We start from the raw sequence: 25757 nt of genomic DNA, 5'->3' as shown, positions 1-25757 counted from the left end.
CGCCCCTACCCGTCCCATCCCTGGGGGCTGCCGCCCCCAGACCCCCGCTTAGGCCTGAACGGCCTCGTCCTCAAACGCCGGACGGGCTGGATGCAGCCGACCTGTACTGAAAGGGCGGACGGCTACTAACCCCGTGTCAGTGACAGCAGCTCTCTTGCCGGGCCCGTGGGGCGATGCCCTGTTGGCCATACCGCTCTCAAGTCCCGGGCGAGAGTGACCCCTTCGACCGGGATGCGCACCAGTCTCCGCATCGACAGCTCCTCCCCCACGGCGAGTTCGCTCAGCACCGCGGGACCCGCTCCGCTCACCGCCGACGCCTTGACCGCCGTAGTGGACGACAACTCGATGAGAGGGCGGGCCAGGCCGCCGAGCGCCGCGTCCAGTACCTGTCTGGTCCCCGAGCCCTTCTCCCGCAGGATCAGCGGTGTCGACGCCAACTCCTCGGCCGGGACCGGGCGTTGACGGCGGGCCCAGGGGTGGGTCGGGGCGGTCACGACGATCAGGTGGTCGTGGGCGATCACCGTGGAGTCCAGTCCCGCGGGCACGGACAGGCCCTCCACGAAACCCAGGTCGGCCTCGTCGGCGAGGAGTCGTTCCGCGACCGTGGTCGAGTTGCCGGCCAGCAACGAGACGGCCGTGTCGGGGCGTTGGGAGTGGAGGGCGAGGAGCCAGCCGGGGAGGAGGTACTCGGCGATCGTCATGCTGGCGGCTACCCGGAGCCGGGAGTCGCGGCGGTGGCGCAGGGCCTGGGCGCCCGCGTCGAAGGCTGCGGCCGCCTCTACGACCCGGCGGGCCCAGTCCGTCACCAGGGCGCCGGCGTCGGTCAGGCTCGATCCGCGCGGGGAGCGGTCGACCAGGGCTACGCCGAGCTGCCGTTCCATGGAGCGGATACGGCTGCTGGCCGCCGGCTGCGTGATCCCCAGTTCACGGGCCGCCGCGCCGAGGCTGCCGAGCCGGGCCACCGCCAGCAGCAGCTCCAGCGCGCCGAGGTCCGGCACCCGGTGCGCTATCGACCCGCCCCGCTGATCTTCCGTATCGCTCCCGCTCATAAATCCAGTTTATGTCCCCATAGACAGATACTCCCTGGTCGCCCGTCCCGGTCGGCGAGACGGTGGAGGCATGGTCACCGCCGTACGTCATCTCGGACCCAACTGGTACGCCTCCGTCATGGGCACCGCCATCGTCGCCACGGCCGGTGCCGGGCTCCCGCTCCACCTCCCGGGACTGCGCACGGCCTGCACCGCCGTCTGGGCCCTCTCGCTCGCGATGCTGCTGGCCCTGCTCGCCGCCCGGACCCTGCACTGGACCCACCACCGCGACCAGGCCCGCGCCCACCTCCTCGACCCCGCGATGGCCCCCTTCTACGGCTGCCTCGCGATGGCCCTGCTGGCGGTGGGCGGCGGCACCCTGGTCGTCGGGCGGGACTGGATCGGACTCCGGGCGGCGGTCACGCTCGACGCCGTGCTGTTCGGCGCCGGGACGCTCATCGGGCTCACGGCGGCCGTCGCCGTCCCGTACCTGATGGCCGTACGGCATCACGTGCACCCCGCGCAGGCGACCCCGGTGTGGCTGCTGCCCGTCGTCGCGCCCATGGTGTCCGCCGCGCTCGGCCCGCTCCTCGTGCCGCATCTCCCGGCCGGGCAGCCCCGGGAGACGCTGCTCCTCGCGTGCTTCGCGATGTTCGGACTGAGCCTGCTGGCAACGCTGTTGATGCTGCCGCTGGTCTTCGCCCGGCTCGTCACGGGCGGCCCGCTGCCCCTCGCGCTCACCCCGACGCTGTTCCTGGTGCTGGGCCCGCTGGGCCAATCCACCACCGCCGTAGGCAAGTTCGCGGACTTCGCCCCCGGTGTCGTACCCGCCGCGGACGCCCAGGCCTTCAGCCTCCTCGCCGTCCTCTACGGCGTCCCCGTCATGGGCTTCGCCCTCCTCTGGCTCGGCCTCGCCACCGCCCACGTCGTCCGAGCCCGCCGCCACGGCATGCGCTTCACGATGACCTGGTGGGCGTTCACCTTCCCGGTCGGGACCTGCGTCACCGGCGCCGAGTCCCTCTCCCACCACACCGGCCTCGCCGTCTACGACGGCCTCGCGATCGCCCTCTACGGCGTGCTGGTCGCCGCCTGGGTCACCGCCGCCGTGCACACGGCCCGGGGCCTGCTCAGCGGTGAGCTGCTCGCAGGGCCGCGCCCAGCACCCGTGGCGCTTCGGCCAGTGACGGCCCGTACCACGTGAGATGCCTGCCGCTGACGAGCGCGCAGGGCAGCCCGGCGAAGGCCTCCGGTCCGTCGTCGGCCGTGAAGCGGTAGGGCTCGTCCGGGAGGACCACCAAGTCCGGTGCCGCAGAACGCAGTTCGTCGACCGTGGCGCGCGGGTAGCGTTCGGCGTGGGTCGCGTACACGTGGTCGACTCCGAGCCGGGACAGGACATCTCCCGCGAACGTGTCCGCGCCCAGCACCATCCAGGGGCGGCGCCAGATCGGGACGACGGCGGTCATGCGGCTTTCCGGTTCCGGGAGTTGCGCCCACGCCTCCTCCGCCTCGTCCAGCCAGCGCGGTCGTAGCGGAGCACCGCATGCGGCGAGGACCCGGGTCAGTTCGCGGAAGGCCTGGGGAACGTCGCGGACCTCGGTGACCAGGACATCAACTCCCGCTTCGCGCAAGGCCGTCAGGTCCGGTGCGCGGTTCTCCTCCTCGTTGGCGATCACCAAGTCGGGGGCGAGGGCGATGATGTGGTCGAGTTTCGGGTTCTTGGTGCCGCCGACGCGCGTCACGTCGAGGTCGGACGGGTGGCTGCACCAGTCCGTCGCGCCGACCACAACTCCCGGCAGCGACACGGCAATTGCTTCCGTGAGGGACGGGACGAGGGAGACGACGCGCATCAGCGCTGGCGGTCCTGGACGGCCTCGATGTGTTCGGCCACGGCAACCACGACCACCCGGGTGTCCGGCACGGTCGCGCGCCAGCGGTGGCGGACGCCTCCGGTGAGGTACATGGTGTCGCCGCGCACGAGACGGTACGCGCGGCCCTCCGCCTCGATCTCGACGGCGCCGTCCGCGACGTACATCAACTCGTCGTTGCGGTGCTGGAATTCGCGCCCGGCGTCGTGGTCGCCGGTGAACTCCGAGGCGTGCAGCTGGTGATGGCCCCGTACCAGGGAACGCATCCGGGGTGCGGCCGACTCGGGCTCCTCCGCGCGGACGACGTCGACGCTGCACGCGGGGTCGGCGGCGGCGAGGAGTTCGACGGCCGTGGTGCGCAGGGCGTCGGCCACCTTCTCCAGGGAGCTGCGGCTGGGGCGGGCCCGGTCGTTCTCGACCTGGCTCAGGAAGGGCACCGACAGGCCGCTGCGCTCGGCCACGACGGCGAGGGTCAGGGACAGCGCACGGCGACGGCGCCGTACGGCCGCGCCCACCCGAAGGGGCTGTTCTTTGTGGTCGCCCATCGCTCCGGCTCCCTCCTTCGCTCGTCGGTCCGCGGTTGTTTCCGCAGCCACATCTGAAGCTGCCTCTGATGAGTTCTCTGCACCCTACGCATGTTCGGCAAACCGTTTCATGCGCCTGTCACATCCACGTCACACAGCGTGCGATCGGACCTCACAGTTCTGGCCAGTGCGCGAGGGTCCGCCGACCCTCGATCAGCACGGGAGTTCTTCTTTACTCTTCAATGCGTGCGCGGTCGACTGTGTTCCCGCCCACATCCAGGGCCGGATCGGGGGGCTTCGTAGCGCTGTGTGGTTGGCCGGATCCTTTTCGTACCGGGACAGCACGAAAAGGTGGGCCCCGCCGCACGAAGGGGGGTACGTGCGGCGGGGCCCACCTCGGGGCGGCGGCCGGTGCCGTCAGGTCACCCGGCCGCCTGGCTTTTCAGTTCTGCCCGCTCTTCTGGTTCTTCGCGACCGGGGCCAACTGGTCGACGAGGCCCGGGTGCTGCTTCAGCCAGGTGCGGACGGCGTCCTGCTCCCCGCCCTTGCCGGACTTCTGGATCTGCGCCTCCAGACCGGTGAGCTGGCTCTCGGTCATCTTGAAGTCCTTCAGCCACTTGCCGACGTCGGGGTTGTCGTCGGCGAAGCCCTTGCGCGCGATGGTGTGCACGGCGTCGCCCTTGCCCCAGGCATTCTTCGGGTCCTTGAGCTTCTTCAGCTTGTAGTCGCTGTACGCCCAGTGCGGCGACCAGAGCGTGACGACGATCGGCTGCTTCTTGGCGTACGCGCGCTTCAGCTCGGCCAGCATCGCCGGGGTGGAGCCGTCGACGACGTCGTAGGAGCCCTGGAGGCCGTACTCCTTGAGGACCTTGGTCTTCAGGAGGCCCATCATTCCGGCGCTCGGTTCGATGCCGGTGATCTTGCCGCCGAACTCGGAGGCGTGGGTCTTGAGGTCCGCGAGGGTGTTGACGTCCTTCACGTACGACGGGACGGTCAGCTCCAGGGACGTGGAGCCGTACCAGCTGCCGAGGTCGTCGAGCTGCTTGCCGTACTTCTTCCAGTACTCGGCGTGCGTGGTGGGCAGCCAGGAGTCGGTCTGGAAGTCGATCTGGCCGGTGGCGAGGCCGGTGTAGAGCGGGCCCGCCGCGTACTGGGTGGTCGTGACCTTGTAGCCGCGCTCCTCCAGGATCTCCTTCCAGAGGAAGGTGGAGGCGATGCCCTCGTCCCAGGGGATGTAGCCGATGGTGATGTTCTTGCCCTTGCCGACGTCGTCGGCGGCGCTCGCCGTCGAGTCGGAGGAGGAGCCGAAGACGCCGATGCCGCTCGCCACCAGGGCGAGGACGACCACGCCGATCACGGCGAACGCGGGGCGGGGGCGGTAGTTCCAGAGCTTGGCGCCGTCGGACGCGCGGGCCTTGGCGGCGGCCCTGCGGCCGAGCGGGGAGATCTGGGTGCCGAGCGCGCTGGTCATGCGGTCGAGGTAGATGGCGAGGACGACGATGCCGACGCCCGCCTCGAAGCCGAAGCCGATGTCGAGCTGGCCGATGGCCTCGTTGACGGCGCCGCCGAGGCCGCCGGTGCCGACCATGCCGGCGATGACGACCATCGACAGGCCCAGCATGATGACCTGGTTGACGCCCGCCATGATCGTCGGGAGCGCGAGCGGCAGTTGGACGCGCAGCAGGGTGTCGCGCGGTGAGGTGCCGAACGCCTCGGCGGCCTCGACGAGTTCGGCGTCGACCTGGCGGATGCCCAGCTCGGTCATGCGGACGCCGGGGGCGAGCGCGAAGATCAGGGTGGCGATGACGCCGGCGGAGGTGCCGAGGCCGAAGAAGAGGATCGCCGGGATCAGCAGCACCATCGACGGCATCGTCTGGAGCAGGTCGAGGGCCGGTCGTACAACCGCGCTGACCGTCTTGGAACGGGCCGCCCAGATGCCCAGCGGGATCGAGATCACCAGCGCGATGACGGTCGCGACGAGGACGAGGGCGAGTGTCGACATGGCCCGGTCCCACAGGTCGAGCGAGTCGATGAGCAGGAACCCGGCGAAGGCCAGGACACCCGCGACCAGGCCGCGCAGCCACCAGGCGATCACGGCGAAGATGCCCGCGAGGATCAGGGGTTCGGGGGCAGTGAGGACCGCGTTGATGCCGTCGTACATGCCCTCGACGACCGTCTTGATCGCGTCGAAGAGCCAGGACATGTGGGCGAGGAGCCAGTCGACACCGGAGTCGACCCAGTCGCCGAGCGGGAGCCTAGGCATGGGCGGTCACCTCCTCCACGGAGTCCCCGCCGAGGAACGCGACAAGGCGTTCCTGCGGTACGACTCCTACGACCTCGTCGGCCTCGTCGACCACCGCGACCGGGTGGGTGAGGCGGGCGCTGATCGCGCACAGCTCGGTGAAGGGGGTGTCCGGGGTGGCGGTCGTGCAGTCGCAGTCGGCCTCGTGGCCGTCGACACCGGTGTCCATGACGGAGCTCGCGGTCAGTACCCGGGAGCGGTCGACGTCCTGGATGAAGGAGGCGACGTAGTCGTTGGCGGGGCGCAGCAGGATGTCCTCGGCGGTGCCGGTCTGCACGATGCGGCCGTCGCGCATGACGGCGATGCGGTCGCCCAGGCGCATGGCCTCGTTGAGGTCGTGGGTGATGAAGACGATCGTCTTCTTCAACGACTGCTGCAGTTCCAGAAGTTGGTCCTGCATGTCCCGGCGGATCAGCGGGTCGAGGGCGCTGAACGACTCGTCCATGAGGAGCAGGTCGGCGTCGGTGGCGAGCGCGCGGGCCAGGCCGACGCGCTGCTGCATCCCGCCGGACAGTTCGTCGGGCCAGGAGTCCTCCCAGCCGGCCAGGCCGCACAGGGCGAGCGCCTCGCCGGCGCGCTTCAGGCGCTCGGCGCGGGGCACGCCCTGCACTTCAAGACCGTAGGCGGCGTTCTCGCGGACGCTGCGGTGCGGGAAGAGCGCGAAGTGCTGGAAGACCATGCTGACCTTGCGGGCCCGGACCTCGCGGAGTTCGCGGTCGCCGAGCGCGGTGAGGTCCTGTCCGTCGAAGAGGACGCGGCCCGCGGTGGGCTCCAGGAGTCCGTTGAGCATGCGCAGGAGAGTCGACTTGCCGGAGCCGGACAGGCCCATGACGACGAAGATCTGTCCCGGCGCGACGGAGAAGGAGGCGTCGATCACGGCGGCGGTGGTGCCGTCGGCGCGCAGTTCCTCCCGGTCGGCTCCTTCGCGGAGCCGTTCGACTGCCTGGTCGGGTCGTCTGCCGAACACCTTGTACAGATGCTCGGCTTCTAGCCTGGCTGACACGCGTACCTCTCGATCGGGGGCAGGACGGGAGCGACGGCGACGGACCCGAGAGTCCCTCGACGGTTGAATGTGCAACCGGCATCGCTCCGACGCCGCGCCTTCCCGGGCTTCCCGGGCGCAAACACAGGAGTGGCCCAGCTCACCAACAGACGGTGTTGGTCCCTCCGGGTGACAGGGAGGGGTGGTCGTCGCGCCGTCGTGCGGCATGATGCGTGGGGTGACCGGACGACTGATGCTCCTCGACACCGCCTCGCTCTACTTCCGCGCCTACTTCGGCGTCCCGGAGTCCGTGAAGGCGCCGGACGGCACGCCGGTGAACGCCGTACGCGGCCTGCTGGAGTTCATCGACCGCCTGGTCAAGGACCACCGCCCCGACCACCTGGTCGCCTGCATGGACGCGGACTGGCGGCCCCAGTGGCGCGTCGACCTGATCCCCACCTACAAGGCGCACCGCGTCGCCGAGGTCCGCGAGAGCGGTCCGGACGAGGAAGAAGTGCCGGACACGCTCTCCCCGCAGGTGCCGATCATCGAGGCCGTTCTCGACGCGGTCGGCATCGCGCGCGTGGGCGTCGAGCCGTACGAGGCCGACGATGTGATCGGCACGTTCACGGCGCACGCGAAGGGCCCGGTCGACATCGTCACCGGCGACCGCGACCTGTACCAGCTCGTCGACGACGCCCGCGGGATCCGCGTCCTGTACCCGATCAAGGGTGTCGGCTCGCTCCAACTCACCGACGAGACGTTCCTGCGCGAGAAGTACGGTGTCGACGGGCGCGGCTATGTGGATCTGGCGCTGCTGCGCGGCGACCCGAGCGACGGTCTGCCGGGTGTCCCCGGGATCGGCGAGAAGACGGCGGCGAAGCTGCTCGCCGAGTTCGGTGACGTGCCCGGGATCATGGCCGCGATCGACGACCCCAAGTCCAAGCTGACCCCCTCGCAGCGCAAGCGGCTCGACGAGTCGCGGCCGTATGTCGCGGTCGCGCCCAAGGTCGTCCGGGTCGCCGACGACGTACCCCTGCCGGATGTCGACACGACGCTCCCGCACGCCCCGCGCGACCCGGAGCTGGTGGGCGCACTGGCGGAGCGGTGGGGGCTGGGCGGATCATTGCAGCGACTGCTCACCACGCTGGGCGCGTAAGCATTGTTATTGCTCTCGCCTTCTTGCCTATCACAAAGAATCTAGTGCTAACTTAGGTAAGCCTAAGCATGGGAATCTGGGAGGCCGTCATGGCAGAACGTCCGGCACGGAAGCCGCGTAAGCCCCACTCCGCGCAGGTCGTCCGCACCGAACGGCTGACTCCCCATATGCAGCGCGTGGTGCTCGGCGGCGAGGGTCTGGCCGACTTCTCGGCGGACACCTGCACCGACCATTACGTGAAACTGCTGTTCCCGGCCGGGGGCGCGGTCTACCCCGAGCCGTTCGACGTGGAGCGCATCCGCGCCGAGTTCCCGCGCGAGCAGTGGCCGGTGACCCGCACCTACACCGTGCGCGCCTGGGACCCCCAGCACCTCGAAATGACCCTGGACTTCGTGATCCACGGCGACGAGGGCCTCGCCGGTCCGTGGGCGACCCGGGTCCAGCCGGGCGAGACCGTCCACTTCATGGGCCCCGGCGGCGCCTACGCCCCCGACGCGGATGCCGACTGGCATCTGCTCGCCGGGGACGAGAGCGCGCTGCCCGCGATCGCCCGGGCGCTGGAGTCGCTGCCCGAGGGCACCACGGCCCACGCCTTCGTGGAGGTCTCCGGGCCCGAGGAGGAGCAGAAGATCGACTCCGACATCGAGGTCGTCTGGCTGCACCGCGGCGACCGTCCGGTCGGCGAGGCGCTGGCCGAGGCCGTCCGGGCGCTGGAGTTCCCCGAGGGCCGGATCCACGCGTTCGTGCACGGCGAGGCGGCCTTCGTGAAAGACCTCCGCGCCCTGCTGCGCGTCGAGTTGGCGATCCCGCGCGAGGACCTGTCGATCTCCGGCTACTGGCGCCTGGGCCACAACGAGGACGGCTGGCAGGCGTCGAAGCGGGAGTGGAACGCGAAGATCGAGGCGGAGCAGGAGGGGGCTACGGCGGCTGCGTAGCGCCGGGGACGGATTCAGGTTCGGAAAAGGGGCGGTGCTTCACGGCACCGCCCCTTCGCCGTGCGCGGGCCGGTCGCGCCGGGCGGTGTGGGGTGTGCCCGTGTGCGGGTGCGCGGTGTGCAGTGTTCCGGCGTGAGGACTTAGGCCCGCCACAGACACCGTGGCGTGACGTGGCCGAAACAGCACCTCCCTAATTTCTGTCACCCGACAGGAATTCCGCTGTCGCCGTCAGGATTCCGCTCTCCTGCGCCGAAGGCAGGTGCCGCCGTGACCACAACAGCCCCCTCCGACGTACGCCCCGATCCGCCGCACTCCCCCTCCCCCGACGACAACTCCCTCGCCGAGTTCGGCTACCGCCAGGAGCTGCACCGCAGCCTCGGCCGGTACGCGTCGTTCGCCGCCGGGTTCTCCTTCATCTCCGTACTGACGACCGTCTTCCAGTTCTTCGCCTTCGGGTACGCGTTCGGCGGCGCCGTCTTCTTCTGGGCCTGGCCGATCGTGCTGGCGGGCCAGTTGCTGGTGGCGGCCTGCTTCGCCGAACTGGCCGCGCGCTACCCGATCTCGGGCGCGATCTACCAGTGGTCGTCCCGCCTTTCCAACGCGACGTTCGGCTGGTTCGCGGGCTGGATCATGGTGATCGGCCAGATCGTGGTCGTGGCGGCGGCGGCGCTGGCCCTCCAGATGGTCCTGCCGGCGATCTGGTCGGGCTTCCAGCTGGTGGGCGGCGACCCGGCACCCACCTCACCGGACGGCGCGGCCAACGCGGCGGTCCTGGGCGTGATCCTGCTGGTCCTGACGACGCTGGTGAACATCCTCGACAACCGCGTGATGTCGGTGATCAACCGGGTCGGCGTGACGGCGGAGATCATCGGCGCGATCCTGATCGTCGTCCTGCTCCTGACCCACTCGAAGCGCACCCCGAGCATCACGTTCCACACCGGCGGCGGCCTGGAGAGCGGCCTGCTCGGCGCGCTGCTGGTCGGCTCGTTCACGGCGGCGTACGTGATGATCGGCTTCGACAGCGCGGGCGAGATGAGCGAGGAGACCCACAACCCCCGCCGCACCGCGCCCCGCACGATCCTCACCGCGCTCACCGCCGCGGGCCTGCTCGGCGGCCTGATCATCCTCGGCGGCCTGCTCGCCGCCCCCAGCCTGACCGACGGTCACCTGGGCGTCGACGGCCTCAGCTACGTCCTCACGAGCAGCCTCGGCGACGGCGTCGGCAAGGCGTTGCTGGCGGACGTGGTGGTGGCGATAGCCGTAGCGACGCTGGCCATCCAGACGGCGGCCTGCCGCATGCTCTTCTCGATGGCCCGGGACGGCCAACTCCCGTTCTCCGCCCGCCTGTCCAAGGTCAACCCTCGCACCGGCATGCCCAGCGCCCCGGCCCTCGTCGTCGGCGTCCTCGCGGCCGCCCTGCTCCTCCTCAACTTCGCCTCCCCGGACGCGTTCCTCGCTATCGGCACGACCTGCATCGTGATGCTGTACCTGGCGTACGCGATGGTGACGGGACCGCTGCTGCTCCGCCGCGTGCGGGGCGAGTTCGAGGTGGAGGGCACGGACGAGACGGGCGCGCGCCTCTTCTCCCTGGGCCGGTGGGGAGTGCCGGTCAACGCCCTGGCCCTTCTCTACGGCCTGGTCATGACCGTCAACCTGGCGTGGCCGCGGGCCGCGGTGTACGACCCGGCGGGCGGGCACTGGTACTTCCAGTGGTTCACGGTGCTGTTCCTGGTCGTCACGGTGGGGGCGGGGTTCGGGTACCGGGCGGTGAGGGCACAACGGGCTCGCTCGGCACAGGAGTTGACCACTTCGGAGGCTGTCCCGGAACCGACGTGACGGCGGTTCGGCCCCGGCCGCGAGGTGGAGTCCTCGGCGCCGGGTGAGGCACGGGCGGCCCGCTCTCGTCGGGCCCCCGTCAGTGCCTCACCCGGCGCCGATCGGGCCGCACATCAGGTTGCCGGGGTCGGCGGGGTCGTCGCTGGTCCAGAACTGGGTCCACAGCAGGGCGAATTCAGGGCGGCTGAGGTAGCCGTCGGCGTCCTGGTCGAGCCGGTCGAAGACACCGCCGGTCGCCACGGGCCGCCCGTGCCAGGTGTCGACGAGACGCTGGTGCTCGCCGCGCGAGATGCGCCCGTCGGCGTTCTCGTCGACCGCGTCGAAGATGGTGTCGGCGGTGGCGGTGACGGCCTCGGGGATGGTCGGCAGGTGGTCCACCATGGCGAGGAGGTCGTCCATGTCGATCCGGCCGTCCCGGTCCGTGTCCACGGTCGCCGACAGATGCTGCCACCAGCCCTTCAGCACGCCGTCCACGCGCGCCGCGAGTTCCGATCCCTCTCTCACGCGCGGCAGGCGGCCCCAGCGGTCCGCCAGGGCCACGAAGTCCGCCTCCTCCAGATAGCCGTTGCCGTCCGCGTCGAACGCCTCGAACATGGCCTGGAGCTTGGTCCGCTGGAACTCGCTGGACATCGCACGTCTCCTCGCTCGCGGTACTGAACTCCCGGTACTCAGGACATGCTTTCCGCCGCCGGCCGCCCCGCAACGGCGCTCGCGCGCACCCCGGCGGGCCCCTGCGCGCCCACGCGCCCCGCCCGATGCGCCGGGTGCCGGTTTGCCCGCGACGGACGGAGTCCCGTTCCCCGGCGACCGTCCACGCCCGTCGCGGGCCGCCCCCGATTCCGTACCCTGGCGGCATGCGCATGCGCCCCACCCTGAGCTGGACCCCCGCGGCGGCGGACCTGCTGCCGGGCACCACCGACCTGGAGCCGGTCGTCGACGCGCTGAGCGCGGGCGGTGTGCTGGTGCTCAGCGGGGCGGGCCTCTCCACGGAGTCGGGCATCCCCGACTACCGGGGCGAGGGCGGGAGCCTGAGCCGGCACACCCCGATGACCTACCAGGACTTCACCGCGAGCGAGCACGCGCGGCGCCGGTACTGGGCGCGTAGCCACCTCGGCTGGCGCACCTTCGGGCGGGCCCGCCCCAACGCCGGACACCTGGCCGTGGCCGCCTTCGCCCGGGACGCCCGCGTCTCGGGCGTGATCACCCAGAACGTCGACGGCCTGCACCAGGCCGCCGGCAGCGAGGGCGTCGTCGAACTCCACGGCAGCCTGGACCAGGTCGTGTGTCTCTCGTGCCGCGCCATCAGCCCGCGCCGCGAACTCGCCCGCCGCCTGGAGGCCGAGAACCCGGGCTTCGACCCGGTCGCCGCCGGGATCAACCCGGACGGTGACGCGGACCTCACCGACGCGCAGGTCGGGGACTTCCGCGTCGTGCCGTGCGCCGACTGCGGCGGCGTCCTCAAACCGGACGTGGTGTTCTTCGGCGAGGCGGTTCCGCCGGAGCGCGTCGAGCACTGCCGGCGGCTGGTCCGCGAGTCGACCGCACTGCTGGTCCTCGGCTCCTCGCTGACGGTGATGTCCGGGCTGCGGTTCGTCCGTCAGGCGTCCCAGGAGGGCAAGCCGGTCCTGATCGTCAACCGGGACCCCACCCGGGGCGACCCGCACGCCCGCACCCGGATCGCGCTGCCGCTGGGCACCGCCCTGACGACCGTCGCCGACCGACTCGGCATCCCGGTCGGCGATCTCCCGGCGTGACCCGGTGACCCGACCGACCGCCTACCCTTGATCGCAATGACCCGAAAACGCCGCATCCCGCCCTCTCCCCTCCCCCAACGCGACGGGGTCGATCCGGTGCGGGTCCGCCTGCCCCCGGTGGATTCCTGGACGACCGTGCGCGAATACCTGGTGGACCGGCTCTCGGGGGCGGGTGAAGGGGTCGTCGACCAGATGATGGACGACGGGCTGTTCGTCGGGGTGGACGGCAGGAGCGTGGCACAACTCCCTTACGAACCCGGCATGTTCGTGTGGTTCCACCGGGACCTGCCCGTCGAGGTACCGGTGCCCTTCCCCGTGGACGTCGTGTACCGCGACGAGCACATCGTCGTCGCCGACAAGCCGCACTTCCTCGCGACCACCCCGCGCGGGAGTCACGTCGTCGAGACGGCGTTGGCGCGGCTGCGCAGAGAGTTGGGGATCCCGGAACTCGGCGCCGCGCACCGCCTCGACCGACTCACCGCCGGACTCGTGCTGTGCACGGTGCGGCCCGAGGAACGGGGCGCGTACCAGGCGCTGTTCAGGGAGAAGCGGGTGCGGAAGGAGTACGAGGCGGTCGCGTCGTACGACTCCGGGCTGGCCCTTCCTACGACCGTGCGCTCCCGGATTCTCAAAGAGCGTGGGGTGATGGCCGCCAGGCAGGTCGAGGGTGAGGTCAATGCGGTCAGTCGCGTTGAGCTGGTCGAGGAGCGGGGGGACGGGCTCGCCCGGTACCGGCTCGTTCCCAGTACCGGGCAGACGCATCAACTGCGCGTCCACATGAGCGCGTTGGGCGTGCCCATTCTCGGTGATCCGCTGTATCCCGTGGTCCACGACCCCGTGCCGGACGGTGATTTCCGGCGACCGCTCCAACTGCTGGCGCGGGCACTGGAGTTCACCGATCCGGTCACGGGGGCCGAGCACCGGTTCCGTAGCGGGCGGGTGCTCGAAGCCTGGTCCTCGTACGCGGACTGGGCCGGTCAGTAGCCCCGCCACCACCTCAGGAACCGCTGCCACGCCCCGAGTTGGTGTACCGGTTCGGGCGTCGCGACCGGCTCCGGCGGAGCCATCACCTCGACGGGTTGCGGCACAGCGGCCGCCGTCGGCTGCGGGTCGGACGGCATGCCGACGTGCCAGGTGTGGCGGGGTTGCGGGACCGCCGCGTGGCCCGGTTTCTCCGAGACGTCCTGCGGGGGCTTCGGGGCGAACTGCACCGGCAGTTCCACCAGGTGGCGGGAGGCGATGGACGAGGTCCAGCTCAACTCGTCCTCGTCGCAGTCGAGTTCGATGTCCGGGAGCCGCATCAGCAGCGCGTCCACGCCGGTGTCGGCGATGGCGCGGCCGATGTCCTGGCCGGGGCACTCGTGCGGGCCGCCGCCGAAGGCCAGGTGGGAGCGGTTGCCCATCATGTTGGCCTTGAGGTCGGGGCGCACCCGGGGGTCGACGTTGCCCGGCGCCGGCGCGAACAGCAGTCCGTCGCCCTTGCGGATGCGCTGGCCGCCCAACTCCGTGTCCTGCTTGGCGAAGTAGGCGAACACCGTGCTGAACGGCGGCTCGTCCCACAGGGACTGCTCGACCGCCTCCGGCACCGTCATCTGCCCGCCGTTGAGCTGGGCGCGGAAGCGCGGGTCGGTGATGACCATGCGCAGCGCGTTGGCGAGGAGGTTGGTGGTGGCCTCGTAGGCGGCGAAGAGGACGAGCCGCAGGTGCTCCCTGACCTCGTCGTCGCTGAGCCCCGCCGGGTGCATGACGAGGTGGCTGGTGAAGTCGTCGGCGGGTTCGGCCCGGCGCAGCGCGGTGAGCCGGGTCAGCGCGTCCATGACGTACTGGTGGCTGGTGATGGCGGTCGCGGTGCCCTTGAGGGCGTCGCGGGCGGCCTCCACCATCTGCTCGTTGTACTCGTCGGGCATGCCGAGGATCTCGCACAGCACGGCCATCGGCAGGTGTTCGCAGAACTGGCCGACGAGTTCGGCGTGGCCCTGCTCGCAGAAGGTGTTGGCGAGGATCTGGGTGTAGCGGTTGATGTGCCGACGGATACCGCGCGGGTCGATGGTCGACATGGCGCCGGTGACCGCGCCGCGCAGCCGCAGGTGTTCGTCGCCCTCGGCGTGCGAGGCGATGGGCTGCCAGGCGATGTGCGGCATCAGCGGGTGGTCGGGCTTGACCATGCCCTCGCGCAGCGGCGTCCAGATCCGGCTGTCCCGGCTGAACTGCGAGGGCGTACGCACCATGTGCAGGTTCTCGGTGTGGCCGAGGACGACCCAGATCGGTACGTCGTCGTGGAGCAACACCGGTGCCACGGGGCCGTGTTCGGCGCGGAGTTTCTCGTAGAGGGCGCCCAGGTCCGCCGCTTCGGGGCCGTACAGCCGGTGCAGTCCCCCGGGCCCCTGGCCGTGCGCGGGGCAGCCGGGCGGCGGACCGAGCCTGGTGTCGTCCGTGTCGGTCAGGGAGTGAGGTTCAGGCGTCACAGTGATCGCTCCGAAAACTGAAGTGGATCCGGTGTCGGGGGAGTTGGGCGGTTCAGGTCAGTGAGCCCGTCATCGCCAGGGAGTGCAGGAAGCGCATCAGGGTCATCAGGACGTCCCGGCTGGAGGCACGGCGGCGCGCGTCGCACTCGATGATGGGGATGTCCGGGGACAGGTCGAGCGCCGTGCGCAGGTCTTCGATGGGGTAATGCGGGCCGTCCGGGAAGGAGTTGACGGCGATCACGAACGGCACCCCGCGCTCCTCCAGCCGTCCTATGACGTCGAAGCTGACTTCGAGGCGCCGTGTGTCGATCAGCACCACCGCGCCGAGCGCGCCCTCGAACAGCCCGTTCCACAGGAACCAGAAGCGTTCCTGGCCCGGGGTGCCGAACAGGTACAGCACCAGTTGGTCGGTGATGCTGATGCGGCCGAAGTCCATCGCGACGGTGGTGGCCGTCTTGCTCTCCGAGCCGTAGTTGTCGTCGACGCCGACGCCGGCCTGCGTCATGGTCTCCTCGGTGGTCAGCGGCCTGATCTCGCTGACCGAACCGACCATGGTCGTCTTGCCGACCCCGAAGCCGCCGACGATCACGATCTTCACCGCGGCCTGGGCCGTGTGCGGGAGATGGTCCTCGGTGCGAGGGCCCGTGATGGTGTCAGAGCTTTTGAAGTCCATGCATCACCGCTTCGAGGAGGGAACGGTCGGGGAGCGCCTGGCGGACGATCGGGGCGCGCGCCTGCACCAGTTCGGCCGTCAGCAGCTCGGTGAGCAGGACGGTCACCACGCTGTACGGCAGGTTGAGATAGGCCGACAGCTCGGCCACGGACAGGGGGGCGATACAGAGCCCGAGCAGGGCCGCCTGCTCGGGAGTGGCCGACTGCGGCGCGTCGGAACGCGCCACGATCAGGGTGACCAGGTCGAGTTCGGCCCGGTCACCGTCCTCGGTCGCGCCGGTGAGCACGTACAGCCGCTCCGGGATCTTCCCTTCGCCCTGTTTCTTCCCGGGTTCGGGCGGCGGTTTCTCCGCGGGTTGTCGCCGCTGGCGTTGCGGAGGAGTCATACGGTCTGCCCGTTGCGCCTCGGCGGGCTGGTGAGGTGGGCGCCGATTCTGACGACGAGGTCACGCATGCGGTTGCTCATCAGGCCGGGTTCGGCGACCACGTCGGACAGGACGGCCAGGTAGGCGTTGGCGCCCGCAGCCATCAGATAGAAGTAGCCGCCGTTGATCTCGATGATGACCATCTTCATCCGGCCGTCGCTGCCCGGGATCTCGGAGGCGACGGCACCCGCCAGGCTCTGCAGTCCGGCACAGGCCGCGGCGACGCGGTCGGCCGCGTCCGGATCGCCGCCGTAGCGGGCGATGCGCAGCCCGTCGGCGGACAGGACCACGATCTGCTGGATGCCGGGCACGCCGTCGGCGAGATCCTTCAGCATCCAGTCGAAGTTGGCTCGCTGCTGGATCACTTGAGGTCCCCCTCGTCGTCGGCCTCGACACGGGCCGGCTCGGTCTTCTGGGTGAAAGCGGTCGGGTCCGGGTCACCCTTGAGGCCTTCCATGAACGCCTCGACCCACAGGCCCGGTTCGGGTTCGTCCTTCTTCTCCGGCTCGGGCTCGGGCGTGCCCCAGGCGGAGCGGGCCTCCCGTGCGGCGGCCTCGGCGCGCTCGGCGGCGGCCTGTTCGGCGTACCGCTGCGCGAGCGGGACCTTGACCCGGCTGCGGCGCTGCGGCAGGCCGCCCGCCGTCCACTCGGTGACCTCGGGAACCTCGTCCTCCATGCTCACCGAGGCCGGGATGCGCGGGCTCGTGGGTCGGCGCCGCTTGATCGTGCGCTTGGGACCGTCGACCGCGCCGAGCTCCGCCTTGGGCAGGGCGGTGGCGCCGATGCCGTGGGCGAGTCCGGGCGCGGTGCCGGGGGTGAGCATCTCGCTGGGCACGATGAGGACGGCACGGACGCCGCCGTACGCCGAGGCGCGCAGCGAGATCTGCATGTTGTACGTCGCGCAGAGCCGCCCGACGACGGCGAGACCCAGGCGCGGGCTCTCGCCCAGGTCCTGGAGGTCGGTGCCGGCCTTGGCGCGCTCCAGCATGCCCTCGGCCCGGGCCCGCGACTCCTCGCTGAGGCTGACGCCGCCGTCCTCGATCTCGATGGCGACACCGGTCTGCACCTCTACGGCGGTGACGTGCACCTTGGTCTGCGGGGGCGAGTAGCGCGTGGCGTTGTCGAGGAGTTCGGCCGCCGCGTGGATGACCGGCTCGACGGAGATGCCGCGGATGTTGACCTTGGCGATGGAGTGCAGCTCGATGCGCCGGTACTCCAGGATGCGGGACATCGCGCCGCGCAACACGCTGTACAGCGGCACCGGTTCGGGCCACTGACGGCCCGGGCGGCCACCGCCGAGCACCGAGATGGAGTCGGCGAGACGGCCGATCAGCGCGGTGCCGTGGTCGATGCGCAGGAGGTCGTCGAAGACCTCGGGGTTACGGCCGTGGTCCTCCTCCATCTCCCGGAGTTCCTTGGCCTGTTGGTGGACGATGGCCTGGACACGGCGGGCGATGCTGACGAAGGAACGCTGCGCGGAGTCACGCATGTTCTCCTCGCGCTGCACGATGTTGAGCACGGTCCTCAGCAAGTCGCGCTGCGGCTGGGGAAGTTGCCGCCAGTCGGGATCGGCGTCGACGACTTGCCGAATCACCTCTCCGGGGGATTCTCCACTGCTGAGCCGGTAGAGCGTGGCGGGCAGGATCTCCTTGCCGAGCCGGAGCATCTCCGTGTTCTGGTCGGCCAGCCGCCGTTCCAGATACGCAGCGTGACGGTCATGCTGGGCGCGCAGGTCCCGCAGGTTGCGTCCGCGGCGTACCGCTTCGGCGGCCGTCACGATCACCAGAAGGGTGGCGACGGCTCCGCACCAGCCGACGGCGATCCGGGCGGGCCCCGCCACCAGGGCGACGGCGGCCCCGGTCGCCGCGGCCATCACTATGGCAGGCGGCAACAGCACGCGCGCGTAGGGAAGTTCACGGCCACCGGGGGGCGATTGAACACTCACCATGTATGCCCTCTAAAGACAGGTCGGCTGGGGGGATGGGGGAAATCCGGGGGGAGCTTCTGTATCTTTTGCATGTTTGGGAACAAGCGCACGAATACAGCCCAACTCGGTGCGCTGCGGGCGAGCTTAGTCCGACCGGATCACCGCTGTGTCATATTCAGCAAGCCCCTGAAAAGGGACACGGAAGGGGAGTACCCTCAGCCCATTTACACGCTGTGGCTTCAATCGCACACAGCGAGTCACGGCGAACGGGCATACGAAAATCACTCACCGTAATGAGTGAAGCCCCGGTTCCGGCTCGGGTTCAGCCCGAAATCCGGCTCAGATGCCCGCGATGCGCAACGCGGCGTCGGCCGTCGCCTCCGCGAAGGCGGACACCGGCCGCTCGGGATCGGAACGGTGCACGAGGATGACACCCTCGATCAGCCCGAACACCAGATCCGTCCGCAGCTCCAACTCGCTCTTGGCGAGCGCGCCACCGGCCGCGGTCGCGGCGAGCAACTGCCGGTAGGCGTCCTTGAGTTCGGCACGAACGGCATGAAAACCGGCGAACCGCTCGGCGCGTACTTCGGGCAGCAGATACAGCCCGCCGAGGTTGTGCGAACCCCCGCACAGCAGCTCGACGTCGGTGCGGCACAGCTCCCACAGCCGACCCTCGGCCGGGCTCGCGTCGTCCGCGAGGAGTTCCCGGGCGTACGTCAGCGAGGGCGTGACCGTGGACTCCAGCAGGTCCGCGAGCAGCTCCTCCTTGCCGGAGACGTAGTGGTACATCGACGCCTGCCGCATGCCCGCGCGCTCGGCGACGGCCCGGGTGGTGGTGGCGGCGTAGCCCCGGGTGGTGAACAACTCGGCGGCGGCGGCGAGGAGTTCGGCACGCGGGGACAGTCCACTGTCCGGCCGCTGATCGGCCCGCGGCCTGCCGACCCGGCGGCCCCCCTGTGCACCTGGTGTCCCCATGCGTTCGATCCTCGCACACGGCCCCGCACGGCGACCCTCCACCGAACGCCGGGTGATCTTCGTGAGGGCTCGGTAACCGACCGGCAACACCCGGGCAATCCCGGCGACCCCACGGCCTCCTAATTTCTGTCGAGCGACAGAAATGCCGCACGACCACGACGTCCCCGCAGCCGGAGGTCCCCCGCGATGGCGACAGCGACCACTTACGGAGCCCGCGACCACGCCCGCGCCCAGGAGGGCACCCGGGCCGAGGCGATGCCCGTCGTCCCGGCCGGCGACTGGCCGGCCCCGCCCTGCGAGGCGGGCCACCTGGTGTGGGCCGAGACGGTCGCGGGCGGCAACTACACCCACCGCGTCCTGGCCCGCGGCACCGAGCTCCGCCTGACCGACCTGCGCGGCGACGCCTGCGCCCACCTGCTCCTCTACGCGGCCGACCGCCCGTGGGAGCGCCTGAACGTCGCCGACACGGTCAAGGTCCAGTGGAACGCCTACCTCGGCGAGGGCCAGCTCCTCCTCTCCGACCAGGGCCGCGTCCTCGCCTCCCTCGTCGCCGACACCTCCGGCCGGCACGACGCGCTGTGCGGCACCTCCACCCTGGTCCGCAACACCGAGCGCTACGGCGACGGCACCCCGCAGTCCGACTCCCCCGCCGGGCGGGAGCTGTTCAAGCTCGCGGCCGCCAAGAACGGCCTGGAACCACGGGACTTGCCGCCCTCGCTCTCCTTCTTCCAGGGCGTCGAGGTCCGCGACGACGGCTCCCTCGACTTCACCGGCTCGACCGGCCCCGGCGGCAGCGTGACCCTGCGCGCCGAACAGGACGTGACCGTACTGCTCGCGAACGTCCCGCACCCGGCCGACCCGCGCGACGACTACGTCAACTCCCCGCTGGAGGTGCTGGCTTGGCGCGCCGAGGCGACCAAGCCGGGCGACCCGCTGTGGGAAGCCACGCCCGAAGGCCGCCGCGCCTTCCTCAACACCGCCGAATTCCTTGCCGCGAGGGGGCTCATATGAAGACCGAGGACGCACCGGCCGTGAAGACGGTGGAAGTACCGGCCCGCGCTGCCTGGTCCGCCATCATCCGCACCGGCGAGACCCTCACCATCACCGACCTGCACGGCAACCAGGCCGTCGACTTCCTCGTCTACGACGCCCACGACACGTCGGTCCGCTACAGCGCCCCCGACACGATCCACGCCCAGGGCAACCTCTTCCTGACCACCGGCAGCGTGCTGATGTCCAACGAGCACACCCCGCTGATGACGGTCACGGACGACGAGGTGGGCCGCCACGACACGGTCGGCGGCGCCTGCTCCAAGGAGTCCAACACCCTGCGCTACGGCCACCACACCTGGTCGCAGCACGCCTGCGTCGACAACTTCCTTGCGGAGGGCGCCCGTTACGGCCTCGGCAAGCGTGACCTGGTCTCCAACATCAACTGGTACATGAACGTGCCGGTCGAGAAGGACGGCACCCTCGGCATCGTCGACGGCCTCTCCGCCCCGGGCCTCAAACTGACCCTGCGCGCCGAACGCGACGTCCTCGTGCTGGTCTCCAACTGCCCCCAGATCAACAACCCTTGCAACGGCTTCGAGCCGACGGCAGTGGAGATGACGATCACCGGGGCCGCCGCCCAAGGGGATGCCGGATGACCTTCGACACGCTGCTGATCGCCAACCGGGGCGAGATCGCCGTCCGCATCATCCGCACGGCCCGCGAACTCGGCCTGCGCACGGTCGCGGTGTACTCCGACGCCGACCGCGCGGCACCCCACGTACGCCTCGCCGACGAGGCGGTACGACTCGGCCCGGCCCCCGCCAAAGAGTCGTACCTGGACGCCGACTTGGTGTTGAAGGCGGCCAAGGACACGGGCGCGGGCGCGATCCACCCGGGCTACGGCTTCCTCTCCGAGGACGCGGCCTTCGCACGGCGCTGCGAGGACGCCGGGATCGTGTTCGTCGGCCCGACTCCCGCGCAGTTGGAGCTGTTCGGCGCGAAACACACGGCACGAGCGGCAGCCGAGGCGGCGAGTGTCCAACTGGCGCCAGGCACAGGCCTGTTGGCGGACCCGGACGAGGCGCTCACCCAAGCAGCCCTGATCGGCTACCCCGTCATGCTGAAGGCGACCGGCGGAGGCGGCGGCATCGGCATGTCGGCCTGCCACTCCCCCGCCGAACTCACCGAGTCCTGGGACCGGGTGCAGCGCGTGGCCGCCGCCTCCTTCTCCTCGGCCGGCGTCTTCCTGGAACGCCTCGTCGAACACGCCCGCCACGTCGAGGTCCAGGTCTTCGGCGACGGCAAGGGCAAGGTCGTCACCTTCGGCGACCGCGACTGCTCCCTCCAACGCCGCAACCAGAAAGTGGTGGAGGAAGCCCCCGCACCGGGCCTCCCCGACCACATCCGCACCCAACTGGCCACCTCAGCGCGCGACTTGTGCGCCTCGGTCGGCTACCGCTCCGCAGGCACCGTCGAGTTCGTCTACGACGCGAGGCGCGAGGAGGCCTACTTCCTGGAGGTCAACACCCGTCTCCAGGTGGAACATCCGGTCACCGAGGAGGTCTACGGCGTCGACCTGGTCGCCTGGATGCTACGGCTGGCCCAGGGCGAGCCCGACGTCGTCCGCGACCCGGGCTCCCCACGCGGCCACGCCGTCGAGGCCCGCGTCTACGCCGAGGACCCGTCCCGCGAACACCGGCCCAGCGCGGGCCTGTTGACCCGGGTCGAGTTCCCGGAGGGCGTCCGCGTCGACGGCTGGGTGGAGACCGGCACCGAGGTGACGACGTCGTACGACCCGATGCTCGCGAAGGTCATCGCCTACGGCCCCGACCGCGCCCACGCGCTCAGGCGCCTCGACGAGGCACTGGCCCGCACCCGAGTGGACGGCATCGAGACGAACCTGGGCCTGGTCCGGGCGGCGCTGGCGGAACCGGACTTCCGCACGGCAACCCACTCCACGGCAACACTCACCACCGTCACGGACCCCACCCCCCGCATCGAGATCGTCTCCGGCGGCACCCTCACCACCGTCCAGGACTGGCCGGGCCGTACCGGCTACTGGCAGGTCGGCGTACCCCCGTGCGGCCCGATGGACGACCTCTCCTTCCGCCTCGGCAACCGCGCGCTCGGCAACGAGGAGGGCACCCCCGGCCTCGAATGCACCCTCCAGGGACCGACGTTGAGGTTCACGCACGCCACCACGGTGTGCGTGACGGGCGCCCCGGCACCGGTGACGATCGACAACACCCCGGTCCCGCAGTGGGAACCGGTGACGGTACCGGCGGGCGCGGTCCTGGAGATCGGCACTCCCGCCGAACACGGTCTGCGCACCTACGTGTTGTTCGCGGGCGGCCTGGACGTGCCGGCCTTCCTCGGCAGCGCGAGCACCTTCACCCTGGGCCGCTTCGGCGGCCACGGCGGACGGGCCCTGCGCACGGGTGACGTCCTGCACGGCGGCACGAGCACCGAGGGCACACCCGTACCCACCGCCGACCGCCCAACTTTCGGCGCCGTATGGGATGTTGCGGCGGTCGAAGGCCCGCACGCGGCACCGGAGTTCTTCACCCAGGACGACATCCACGACTTCTACGCGGCCGACTGGAAGGTCCACTTCAACTCGGCCCGCACCGGCGTCCGCCTGGTCGGCCCGAAGCCCCGCTGGGCCCGAACGGATGGCGGCGAGGCGGGCCTGCATCCGTCCAACATCCACGACACCCCGTATTCGGTGGGCGCCGTCGACTACACGGGCGACATGCCGGTCCTGCTCGGCCCCGACGGCCCGTCCCTGGGCGGCTTCGTCTGCCCGGCGACGGTCATCACCCAAGAGCGCTGGAAACTGGGCCAGTTCAGGCCAGGTGACACCGTCCGCTTCCTCCCGGTGAACGTCGACGGCTCACCCCGCCCCGCCATCGTGGACGGCGGCATCCTGGCGCGGGACGGAGACGTCACCTTCCGCCGCAGCGGCGACGACAACCTCCTCGTCGAATTCGGCCCCATGCAACTGGACTTGGCACAACGCATGCGGGTCCACGCCTTGATGGAGGCGGTGGCGGAGGCCGACTTCGAGGGCGTCACGGACCTCACTCCAGGCATCCGCTCACTCCAGATCCAAACGGACCCGACCCGCCTCCCCCAGTCCGAACTCCTGTCCTCCGTAAGGGAGATAGCAGCTTCCCTACCCCCCACCGACCAACTGATCGTCCCCTCCCGCACGGTCCACCTCCCCCTCTCCTGGGACGACCCGGCAACACGCGAGGCGATCGCCCGCTACATGGCAGGCGTCCGCGACGACGCCCCCTGGTGCCCCTGGAACATCGAGTTCATCCGCCGCGTGAACGGCCTGGACTCGGTCGAGGACGTCTACGGCACGGTCTTCGACGCGGAGTACCTCGTACTGGGCCTGGGAGACGTCTACTTGGGCGCGCCGGTGGCAACCCCTCTGGACCCGCGCCACCGCCTGGTCACCACCAAATACAACCCGGCCCGCACCTGGACCGCCGAGAACTCGGTCGGCATCGGCGGGGCGTACCTCTGCATCTACGGCATGGAGGGCCCCGGCGGCTACCAGTTCGTGGGCAGGACGACCCAAGTCTGGTCGGGGTGGCAGCAACGCGGCGCGTTCGAACCGGGCTCCCCGTGGCTGCTCCGCTTCTTCGACCGCATCAAGTGGTACCCGGTGGAACCGGACGAACTCCTCGAACTCCGGGCCGACATCACCTCCGGCCGCTTCGTCCCGCGCATCGAGGAGGGCACGTTCTCGCTCGCCGAGTACGAGTCCTTCCTCACCGAGAACGCCGAGTCCATCGCGGAGTTCAGGTCCCGCCAGCAGACGGCGTTCGGCGCGGAACGCGATGCCTGGGAGGCGGCGGGCGAGTTCACGCGTGCGGAGGCGGCAGCCGCCCCGGCACCAGCGCAGGCCGAGGTGACGATCCCGGCGGGCGGACGCCTCGTGGAAGCCGAATTCGCCGCGTCCGTCTGGCAGTTGAACGTGGAGCCGGGCGACGAGGTGACGGCGGGCCAACCCCTCCTCGCCCTGGAGGCGATGAAGATGGAGTCCAGGGTCCACGCCCCGATGGCCGGCGTGGTGACCGAGATCCTGGCCAGGCCCGGCGACCAGGTCGAGGCGGGAACGGCGTTGCTGGTCCTGGCCCCCGCAAGCTGAGCCCGGACGTCGAACCCGCGAGCCGAACCGCAAGGAGCAAGAAGAGATGTCGAGCATCGTGTCCCGAGTCCGCGCCGCCTACGCCCGCATCGAGGCGGTGAACCGCCCCGAAATCTGGATCGACCTGCGCCCGCAGACGGAGGTCGAGCAAGAGGCAAAGACGTTGGACGCGCGCGTGGCGGCGGGCGAGCAACTCCCCCTCGCGGGCCGCCTGTTCGCGGCCAAGGGCAACATAGACGTCCACGGCCTACCCACGACGGCAGGCTGCCCGGCATACGCCTACGAGCCGACGACCGACGCCCCGGTGGTGGCCCGCCTTCGCGCGGCGGGCGCGATCGTGCTCGGCACCACGAACCTCGACCAGTTCGCCACGGGCCTGGTCGGCACCCGCTCCCCGTACGGCGCGGTCCGCAACGCGTACGACCCGGAACGGATCAGCGGCGGCTCCAGCGCGGGTTCGGCGGTTGCCGTGGCACTCGGCATCGTCGACTTCGCCCTCGGCACGGACACGGCGGGCTCGGGCCGGGTCCCCGCCGCCTTCAACGGCATAGTCGGCCTGAAGCCCACCCGGGGCCTGGTCCCGACGGCGGGCGTGGTCCCGGCCTGCGCCTCGATCGACTGCGTGACGGTCTTCGCCCGCACCCTCCCCGAGGCCGAACAGGCCCTGTCCTTCATGACCTCCCCACCAACCCGCGCCCTCCCGCCCCTCTCCCAACGCGCCCCGGGCCCCTGGCGCATAGCGGTCCCGCCACGAGACCAACTGGGCGAGTTGGACGAGGGCTGGGCGGAGGCCTACGAGGAGGCAGTAACCCGCCTCTCCAACGCGGGCGCCGAGATCCGCACCCTGGACCTCACCCCGTTCACGGAGGCGGCGGCGATGCTCTACGAGGGCGCGTTCGTGGCGGAGCGCTACACAGCGGTAGGGGCATTTGTCGACAAGGCAATAGCGGACGGCACGGAGGGCCTGGACCCCACGGTCACCGGCATCATCACCCGAGCCCGAGACATCCCGGCCCACCAGCTGTACTCGGACGAGGAACGCCTGGCCGCCCTACGAGCCCAAGCCCTCTCCGAACTGGCAGACGCAGACGCCCTGTTGCTCCCGACAACCCCGGGCCACCCCACCCTTGCCGAGGTAGCGGCCAACCCCCTCGGCGCCAACGCCCGCCTGGGCCGCTTCACCAACTCCACGAACCTCTTCGACCTGGCGGCGGCAGCAGTCCCGTCCGGCGAGGTGAACGGGTTGCCCTTCGGCGTCATGCTGATCGGCCCGGCATTCACGGACGACCGCCTGGGACAGATAGCACGCGAGCTGAATCCCTCGGTGCAACTGGCAGTAGTAGGAGCCCACTTGACGGGTCAGCCCCTGAACCCCCAACTCCTGTCCCTGGGCGCCCGTTTGGACCGAACGACCACGACGGCCCCGGTCTACCGCTTGCATGCCCTGGCAACAACTCCACCCAAGCCGGGTTTGGTTCACGTCGGCGAGGGAGGAGCGGCGATAGAGACAGAGGTATGGCACCTACCGGCAGAAGGCCTGGGCCGCCTACTGGCAAGCCTGCCCCGCCCAATGACGCTGGGCAGCGTAGAACTGGCGGACGGCACAAGGGTGCCGGGCTTCCTCTGCGAACCGGCAGCGCTGACAGACGCAGAGGACATCACCAGCTACGGCGCCTGGCGAACCTACCTGGACCGGTGAGTTTTTAGGGGCGCGGAGAACTGCGCGACCAGCCACAACGCACCCGCGCCCGCC

The 25757-nt window shown here is 70.5% G+C and carries 21 protein-coding genes and 1 pseudogene; 10 read left to right on the top strand and 12 right to left on the bottom strand.

Going from position 1 to position 25757, the window contains the following annotated elements; all coding sequences use genetic code 11:
• Positions 1-125: 125 nt before the first annotated feature.
• Positions 126-1049, bottom strand: a complete 924-nt coding sequence (locus ACIBK4_RS34630) for a LysR family transcriptional regulator (RefSeq protein ID WP_399001219.1) — start codon at positions 1047-1049, stop codon at positions 126-128.
• A 70-nt stretch (positions 1050-1119) separates the two neighbouring features.
• Between ACIBK4_RS34630 and ACIBK4_RS34625 the strand changes: the two genes are divergently transcribed.
• Complete coding sequence (locus ACIBK4_RS34625; RefSeq protein ID WP_399001217.1) at positions 1120-2229, top strand: TDT family transporter; 1110 nt, start codon at positions 1120-1122, stop codon at positions 2227-2229.
• Here ACIBK4_RS34625 and ACIBK4_RS34620 read toward each other — a convergent pair.
• The 4 genes from ACIBK4_RS34620 to ACIBK4_RS34605 all read right to left on the bottom strand — a co-directional run bounded on the left by ACIBK4_RS34620 (position 2156) and on the right by ACIBK4_RS34605 (position 6722).
• The gene (locus ACIBK4_RS34620; RefSeq protein WP_399001215.1) at positions 2156-2875 is read right to left on the bottom strand and encodes a helical backbone metal receptor; all 720 of its coding nucleotides are present in this window, start codon (positions 2873-2875) and stop codon (positions 2156-2158) included. The two genes, ACIBK4_RS34625 and ACIBK4_RS34620, sit on opposite strands and share 74 nt — an antisense overlap.
• Positions 2875-3438, bottom strand: a complete 564-nt coding sequence (locus ACIBK4_RS34615) for a helix-turn-helix domain-containing protein (RefSeq protein ID WP_266767073.1) — start codon at positions 3436-3438, stop codon at positions 2875-2877. The genes ACIBK4_RS34620 and ACIBK4_RS34615 overlap by 1 nt, the downstream gene beginning before the upstream one ends.
• A 421-nt stretch (positions 3439-3859) precedes the next feature.
• The gene (locus ACIBK4_RS34610; protein WP_399001212.1) at positions 3860-5680 is read right to left on the bottom strand and encodes an ABC transporter permease/substrate binding protein; all 1821 of its coding nucleotides are present in this window, start codon (positions 5678-5680) and stop codon (positions 3860-3862) included.
• The gene (locus tag ACIBK4_RS34605) at positions 5673-6722 is read right to left on the bottom strand and encodes a glycine betaine/L-proline ABC transporter ATP-binding protein (protein WP_399001210.1); all 1050 of its coding nucleotides are present in this window, start codon (positions 6720-6722) and stop codon (positions 5673-5675) included. The genes ACIBK4_RS34610 and ACIBK4_RS34605 overlap by 8 nt, the downstream gene beginning before the upstream one ends.
• A gap of 208 nt (positions 6723-6930) precedes the next feature.
• On the opposite strand from ACIBK4_RS34605, the gene ACIBK4_RS34600 reads away from it, so the two are divergent.
• The 3 genes from ACIBK4_RS34600 (at position 6931) to ACIBK4_RS34590 (ending at position 10631) form a co-directional block, all read left to right on the top strand.
• Positions 6931-7860 carry a 5'-3' exonuclease H3TH domain-containing protein gene (locus ACIBK4_RS34600; RefSeq protein ID WP_399001491.1) on the top strand — a complete coding sequence of 310 codons (930 nt, stop codon included), beginning with the start codon at positions 6931-6933 and terminating at the stop codon, positions 7858-7860.
• A gap of 89 nt (positions 7861-7949) precedes the next feature.
• A complete protein-coding gene (locus ACIBK4_RS34595) occupies positions 7950-8795 on the top strand; it encodes a siderophore-interacting protein (RefSeq protein ID WP_399001208.1) in 846 nt (281 codons plus the stop codon).
• A gap of 267 nt (positions 8796-9062) precedes the next feature.
• A complete protein-coding gene (locus tag ACIBK4_RS34590; RefSeq protein ID WP_399001206.1) occupies positions 9063-10631 on the top strand; it encodes an amino acid permease in 1569 nt (522 codons plus the stop codon).
• Between the two features lie 87 nt (positions 10632-10718).
• On the opposite strand, the gene ACIBK4_RS34585 is transcribed toward ACIBK4_RS34590, so the two are convergent.
• On the bottom strand, positions 10719-11261 hold the full coding sequence (locus ACIBK4_RS34585; RefSeq protein WP_399001204.1) for an EF-hand domain-containing protein: 543 nt from the start codon (positions 11259-11261) through the stop codon (positions 10719-10721).
• A 224-nt stretch (positions 11262-11485) separates the two neighbouring features.
• Between ACIBK4_RS34585 and ACIBK4_RS34580 the strand changes: the two genes are divergently transcribed.
• Positions 11486-12385 (top strand): NAD-dependent protein deacetylase, encoded by a 900-nt coding sequence (locus ACIBK4_RS34580; RefSeq protein WP_399001202.1) that lies wholly within the window; start codon positions 11486-11488, stop codon positions 12383-12385.
• Positions 12386-12421: 36 nt separating this feature from the next.
• On the top strand, positions 12422-13369 hold the full coding sequence (locus tag ACIBK4_RS34575; protein WP_399001200.1) for a pseudouridine synthase: 948 nt from the start codon (positions 12422-12424) through the stop codon (positions 13367-13369).
• Here the strand turns inward: ACIBK4_RS34575 and ACIBK4_RS34570 are convergent.
• The 6 genes from ACIBK4_RS34570 to ACIBK4_RS34545 form a co-directional block, all read right to left on the bottom strand.
• A complete protein-coding gene (locus ACIBK4_RS34570; protein ID WP_399001198.1) occupies positions 13363-14850 on the bottom strand; it encodes a cytochrome P450 in 1488 nt (495 codons plus the stop codon). The two genes, ACIBK4_RS34575 and ACIBK4_RS34570, sit on opposite strands and share 7 nt — an antisense overlap.
• Before the next feature lie 52 nt (positions 14851-14902).
• Positions 14903-15523 (bottom strand): ATP/GTP-binding protein, encoded by a 621-nt coding sequence (locus ACIBK4_RS34565; protein ID WP_200680124.1) that lies wholly within the window; start codon positions 15521-15523, stop codon positions 14903-14905.
• Positions 15504-15908: a DUF742 domain-containing protein gene (locus ACIBK4_RS34560; RefSeq protein WP_399001196.1), complete on the bottom strand. Its 405-nt coding sequence runs from the start codon at positions 15906-15908 to the stop codon at positions 15504-15506. Before ACIBK4_RS34560 ends, ACIBK4_RS34565 begins: the two co-directional genes overlap by 20 nt.
• A complete protein-coding gene (locus ACIBK4_RS34555) occupies positions 15905-16312 on the bottom strand; it encodes a roadblock/LC7 domain-containing protein (RefSeq protein ID WP_019066134.1) in 408 nt (135 codons plus the stop codon). The genes ACIBK4_RS34560 and ACIBK4_RS34555 overlap by 4 nt, the downstream gene beginning before the upstream one ends.
• On the bottom strand, positions 16309-17895 hold the full coding sequence (locus ACIBK4_RS34550; protein WP_399001193.1) for a sensor histidine kinase: 1587 nt from the start codon (positions 17893-17895) through the stop codon (positions 16309-16311). The genes ACIBK4_RS34555 and ACIBK4_RS34550 overlap by 4 nt, the downstream gene beginning before the upstream one ends.
• A gap of 318 nt (positions 17896-18213) precedes the next feature.
• Positions 18214-18849, bottom strand: coding sequence for a TetR/AcrR family transcriptional regulator (locus ACIBK4_RS34545; RefSeq protein ID WP_399001191.1), 636 nt, complete (start codon positions 18847-18849; stop codon positions 18214-18216).
• Positions 18850-19035: 186 nt separating this feature from the next.
• On the opposite strand from ACIBK4_RS34545, the gene ACIBK4_RS34540 reads away from it, so the two are divergent.
• The 4 genes and pseudogenes from ACIBK4_RS34540 to atzF all read left to right on the top strand — a co-directional run.
• Positions 19036-19860, top strand: coding sequence for an urea amidolyase associated protein UAAP1 (locus tag ACIBK4_RS34540; protein WP_399001189.1), 825 nt, complete (start codon positions 19036-19038; stop codon positions 19858-19860).
• The gene (locus ACIBK4_RS34535; protein WP_399001187.1) at positions 19857-20498 is read left to right on the top strand and encodes an urea amidolyase associated protein UAAP2; all 642 of its coding nucleotides are present in this window, start codon (positions 19857-19859) and stop codon (positions 20496-20498) included. The genes ACIBK4_RS34540 and ACIBK4_RS34535 overlap by 4 nt, the downstream gene beginning before the upstream one ends.
• The gene (locus tag ACIBK4_RS34530) at positions 20495-24004 is read left to right on the top strand and encodes a 5-oxoprolinase/urea amidolyase family protein (RefSeq protein ID WP_399001185.1); all 3510 of its coding nucleotides are present in this window, start codon (positions 20495-20497) and stop codon (positions 24002-24004) included. Before ACIBK4_RS34535 ends, ACIBK4_RS34530 begins: the two co-directional genes overlap by 4 nt.
• Before the next feature lie 31 nt (positions 24005-24035).
• Positions 24036-25703: pseudogene (gene atzF, locus ACIBK4_RS34525) on the top strand (allophanate hydrolase); the annotation flags it as partial.
• Positions 25704-25757 lie beyond the last annotated feature (54 nt).

The sequence above is a fragment of the Streptomyces sp. NPDC050528 genome, from assembly GCF_044457795.1.
Classification (GTDB): domain Bacteria; phylum Actinomycetota; class Actinomycetes; order Streptomycetales; family Streptomycetaceae; genus Streptomyces.
Note: the sequence above shows the minus strand (reverse complement) of the source record. Positions and strands in the feature narration are given on the sequence as shown.

Excerpts from the sequence above, each read along its gene's own strand:
- ACIBK4_RS34630 (WP_399001219.1), bottom strand. The coding sequence starts at position 1,049 with ATGAGCGGGAGCGATACGGAAGATCAGCGGGGCGGGTCGATAGCGCAC.
- ACIBK4_RS34625 (WP_399001217.1), top strand. The coding sequence starts at position 1,120 with ATGGTCACCGCCGTACGTCATCTCGGACCCAACTGGTACGCCTCCGTC.
- ACIBK4_RS34620 (WP_399001215.1), bottom strand. The coding sequence starts at position 2,875 with ATGCGCGTCGTCTCCCTCGTCCCGTCCCTCACGGAAGCAATTGCCGTG.
- ACIBK4_RS34615 (WP_266767073.1), bottom strand. The coding sequence starts at position 3,438 with ATGGGCGACCACAAAGAACAGCCCCTTCGGGTGGGCGCGGCCGTACGG.
- ACIBK4_RS34610 (WP_399001212.1), bottom strand. The coding sequence starts at position 5,680 with ATGCCTAGGCTCCCGCTCGGCGACTGGGTCGACTCCGGTGTCGACTGG.
- ACIBK4_RS34600 (WP_399001491.1), top strand. The coding sequence starts at position 6,931 with ATGCGTGGGGTGACCGGACGACTGATGCTCCTCGACACCGCCTCGCTC.
- ACIBK4_RS34595 (WP_399001208.1), top strand. The coding sequence starts at position 7,950 with ATGGCAGAACGTCCGGCACGGAAGCCGCGTAAGCCCCACTCCGCGCAG.
- ACIBK4_RS34585 (WP_399001204.1), bottom strand. The coding sequence starts at position 11,261 with ATGTCCAGCGAGTTCCAGCGGACCAAGCTCCAGGCCATGTTCGAGGCG.
- ACIBK4_RS34580 (WP_399001202.1), top strand. The coding sequence starts at position 11,486 with ATGCGCATGCGCCCCACCCTGAGCTGGACCCCCGCGGCGGCGGACCTG.
- ACIBK4_RS34575 (WP_399001200.1), top strand. The coding sequence starts at position 12,422 with ATGACCCGAAAACGCCGCATCCCGCCCTCTCCCCTCCCCCAACGCGAC.
- ACIBK4_RS34565 (WP_200680124.1), bottom strand. The coding sequence starts at position 15,523 with ATGGACTTCAAAAGCTCTGACACCATCACGGGCCCTCGCACCGAGGAC.
- ACIBK4_RS34560 (WP_399001196.1), bottom strand. The coding sequence starts at position 15,908 with ATGACTCCTCCGCAACGCCAGCGGCGACAACCCGCGGAGAAACCGCCG.
- ACIBK4_RS34550 (WP_399001193.1), bottom strand. The coding sequence starts at position 17,895 with ATGGTGAGTGTTCAATCGCCCCCCGGTGGCCGTGAACTTCCCTACGCG.
- ACIBK4_RS34545 (WP_399001191.1), bottom strand. The coding sequence starts at position 18,849 with ATGGGGACACCAGGTGCACAGGGGGGCCGCCGGGTCGGCAGGCCGCGG.
- ACIBK4_RS34540 (WP_399001189.1), top strand. The coding sequence starts at position 19,036 with ATGGCGACAGCGACCACTTACGGAGCCCGCGACCACGCCCGCGCCCAG.
- ACIBK4_RS34535 (WP_399001187.1), top strand. The coding sequence starts at position 19,857 with ATGAAGACCGAGGACGCACCGGCCGTGAAGACGGTGGAAGTACCGGCC.
- ACIBK4_RS34530 (WP_399001185.1), top strand. The coding sequence starts at position 20,495 with ATGACCTTCGACACGCTGCTGATCGCCAACCGGGGCGAGATCGCCGTC.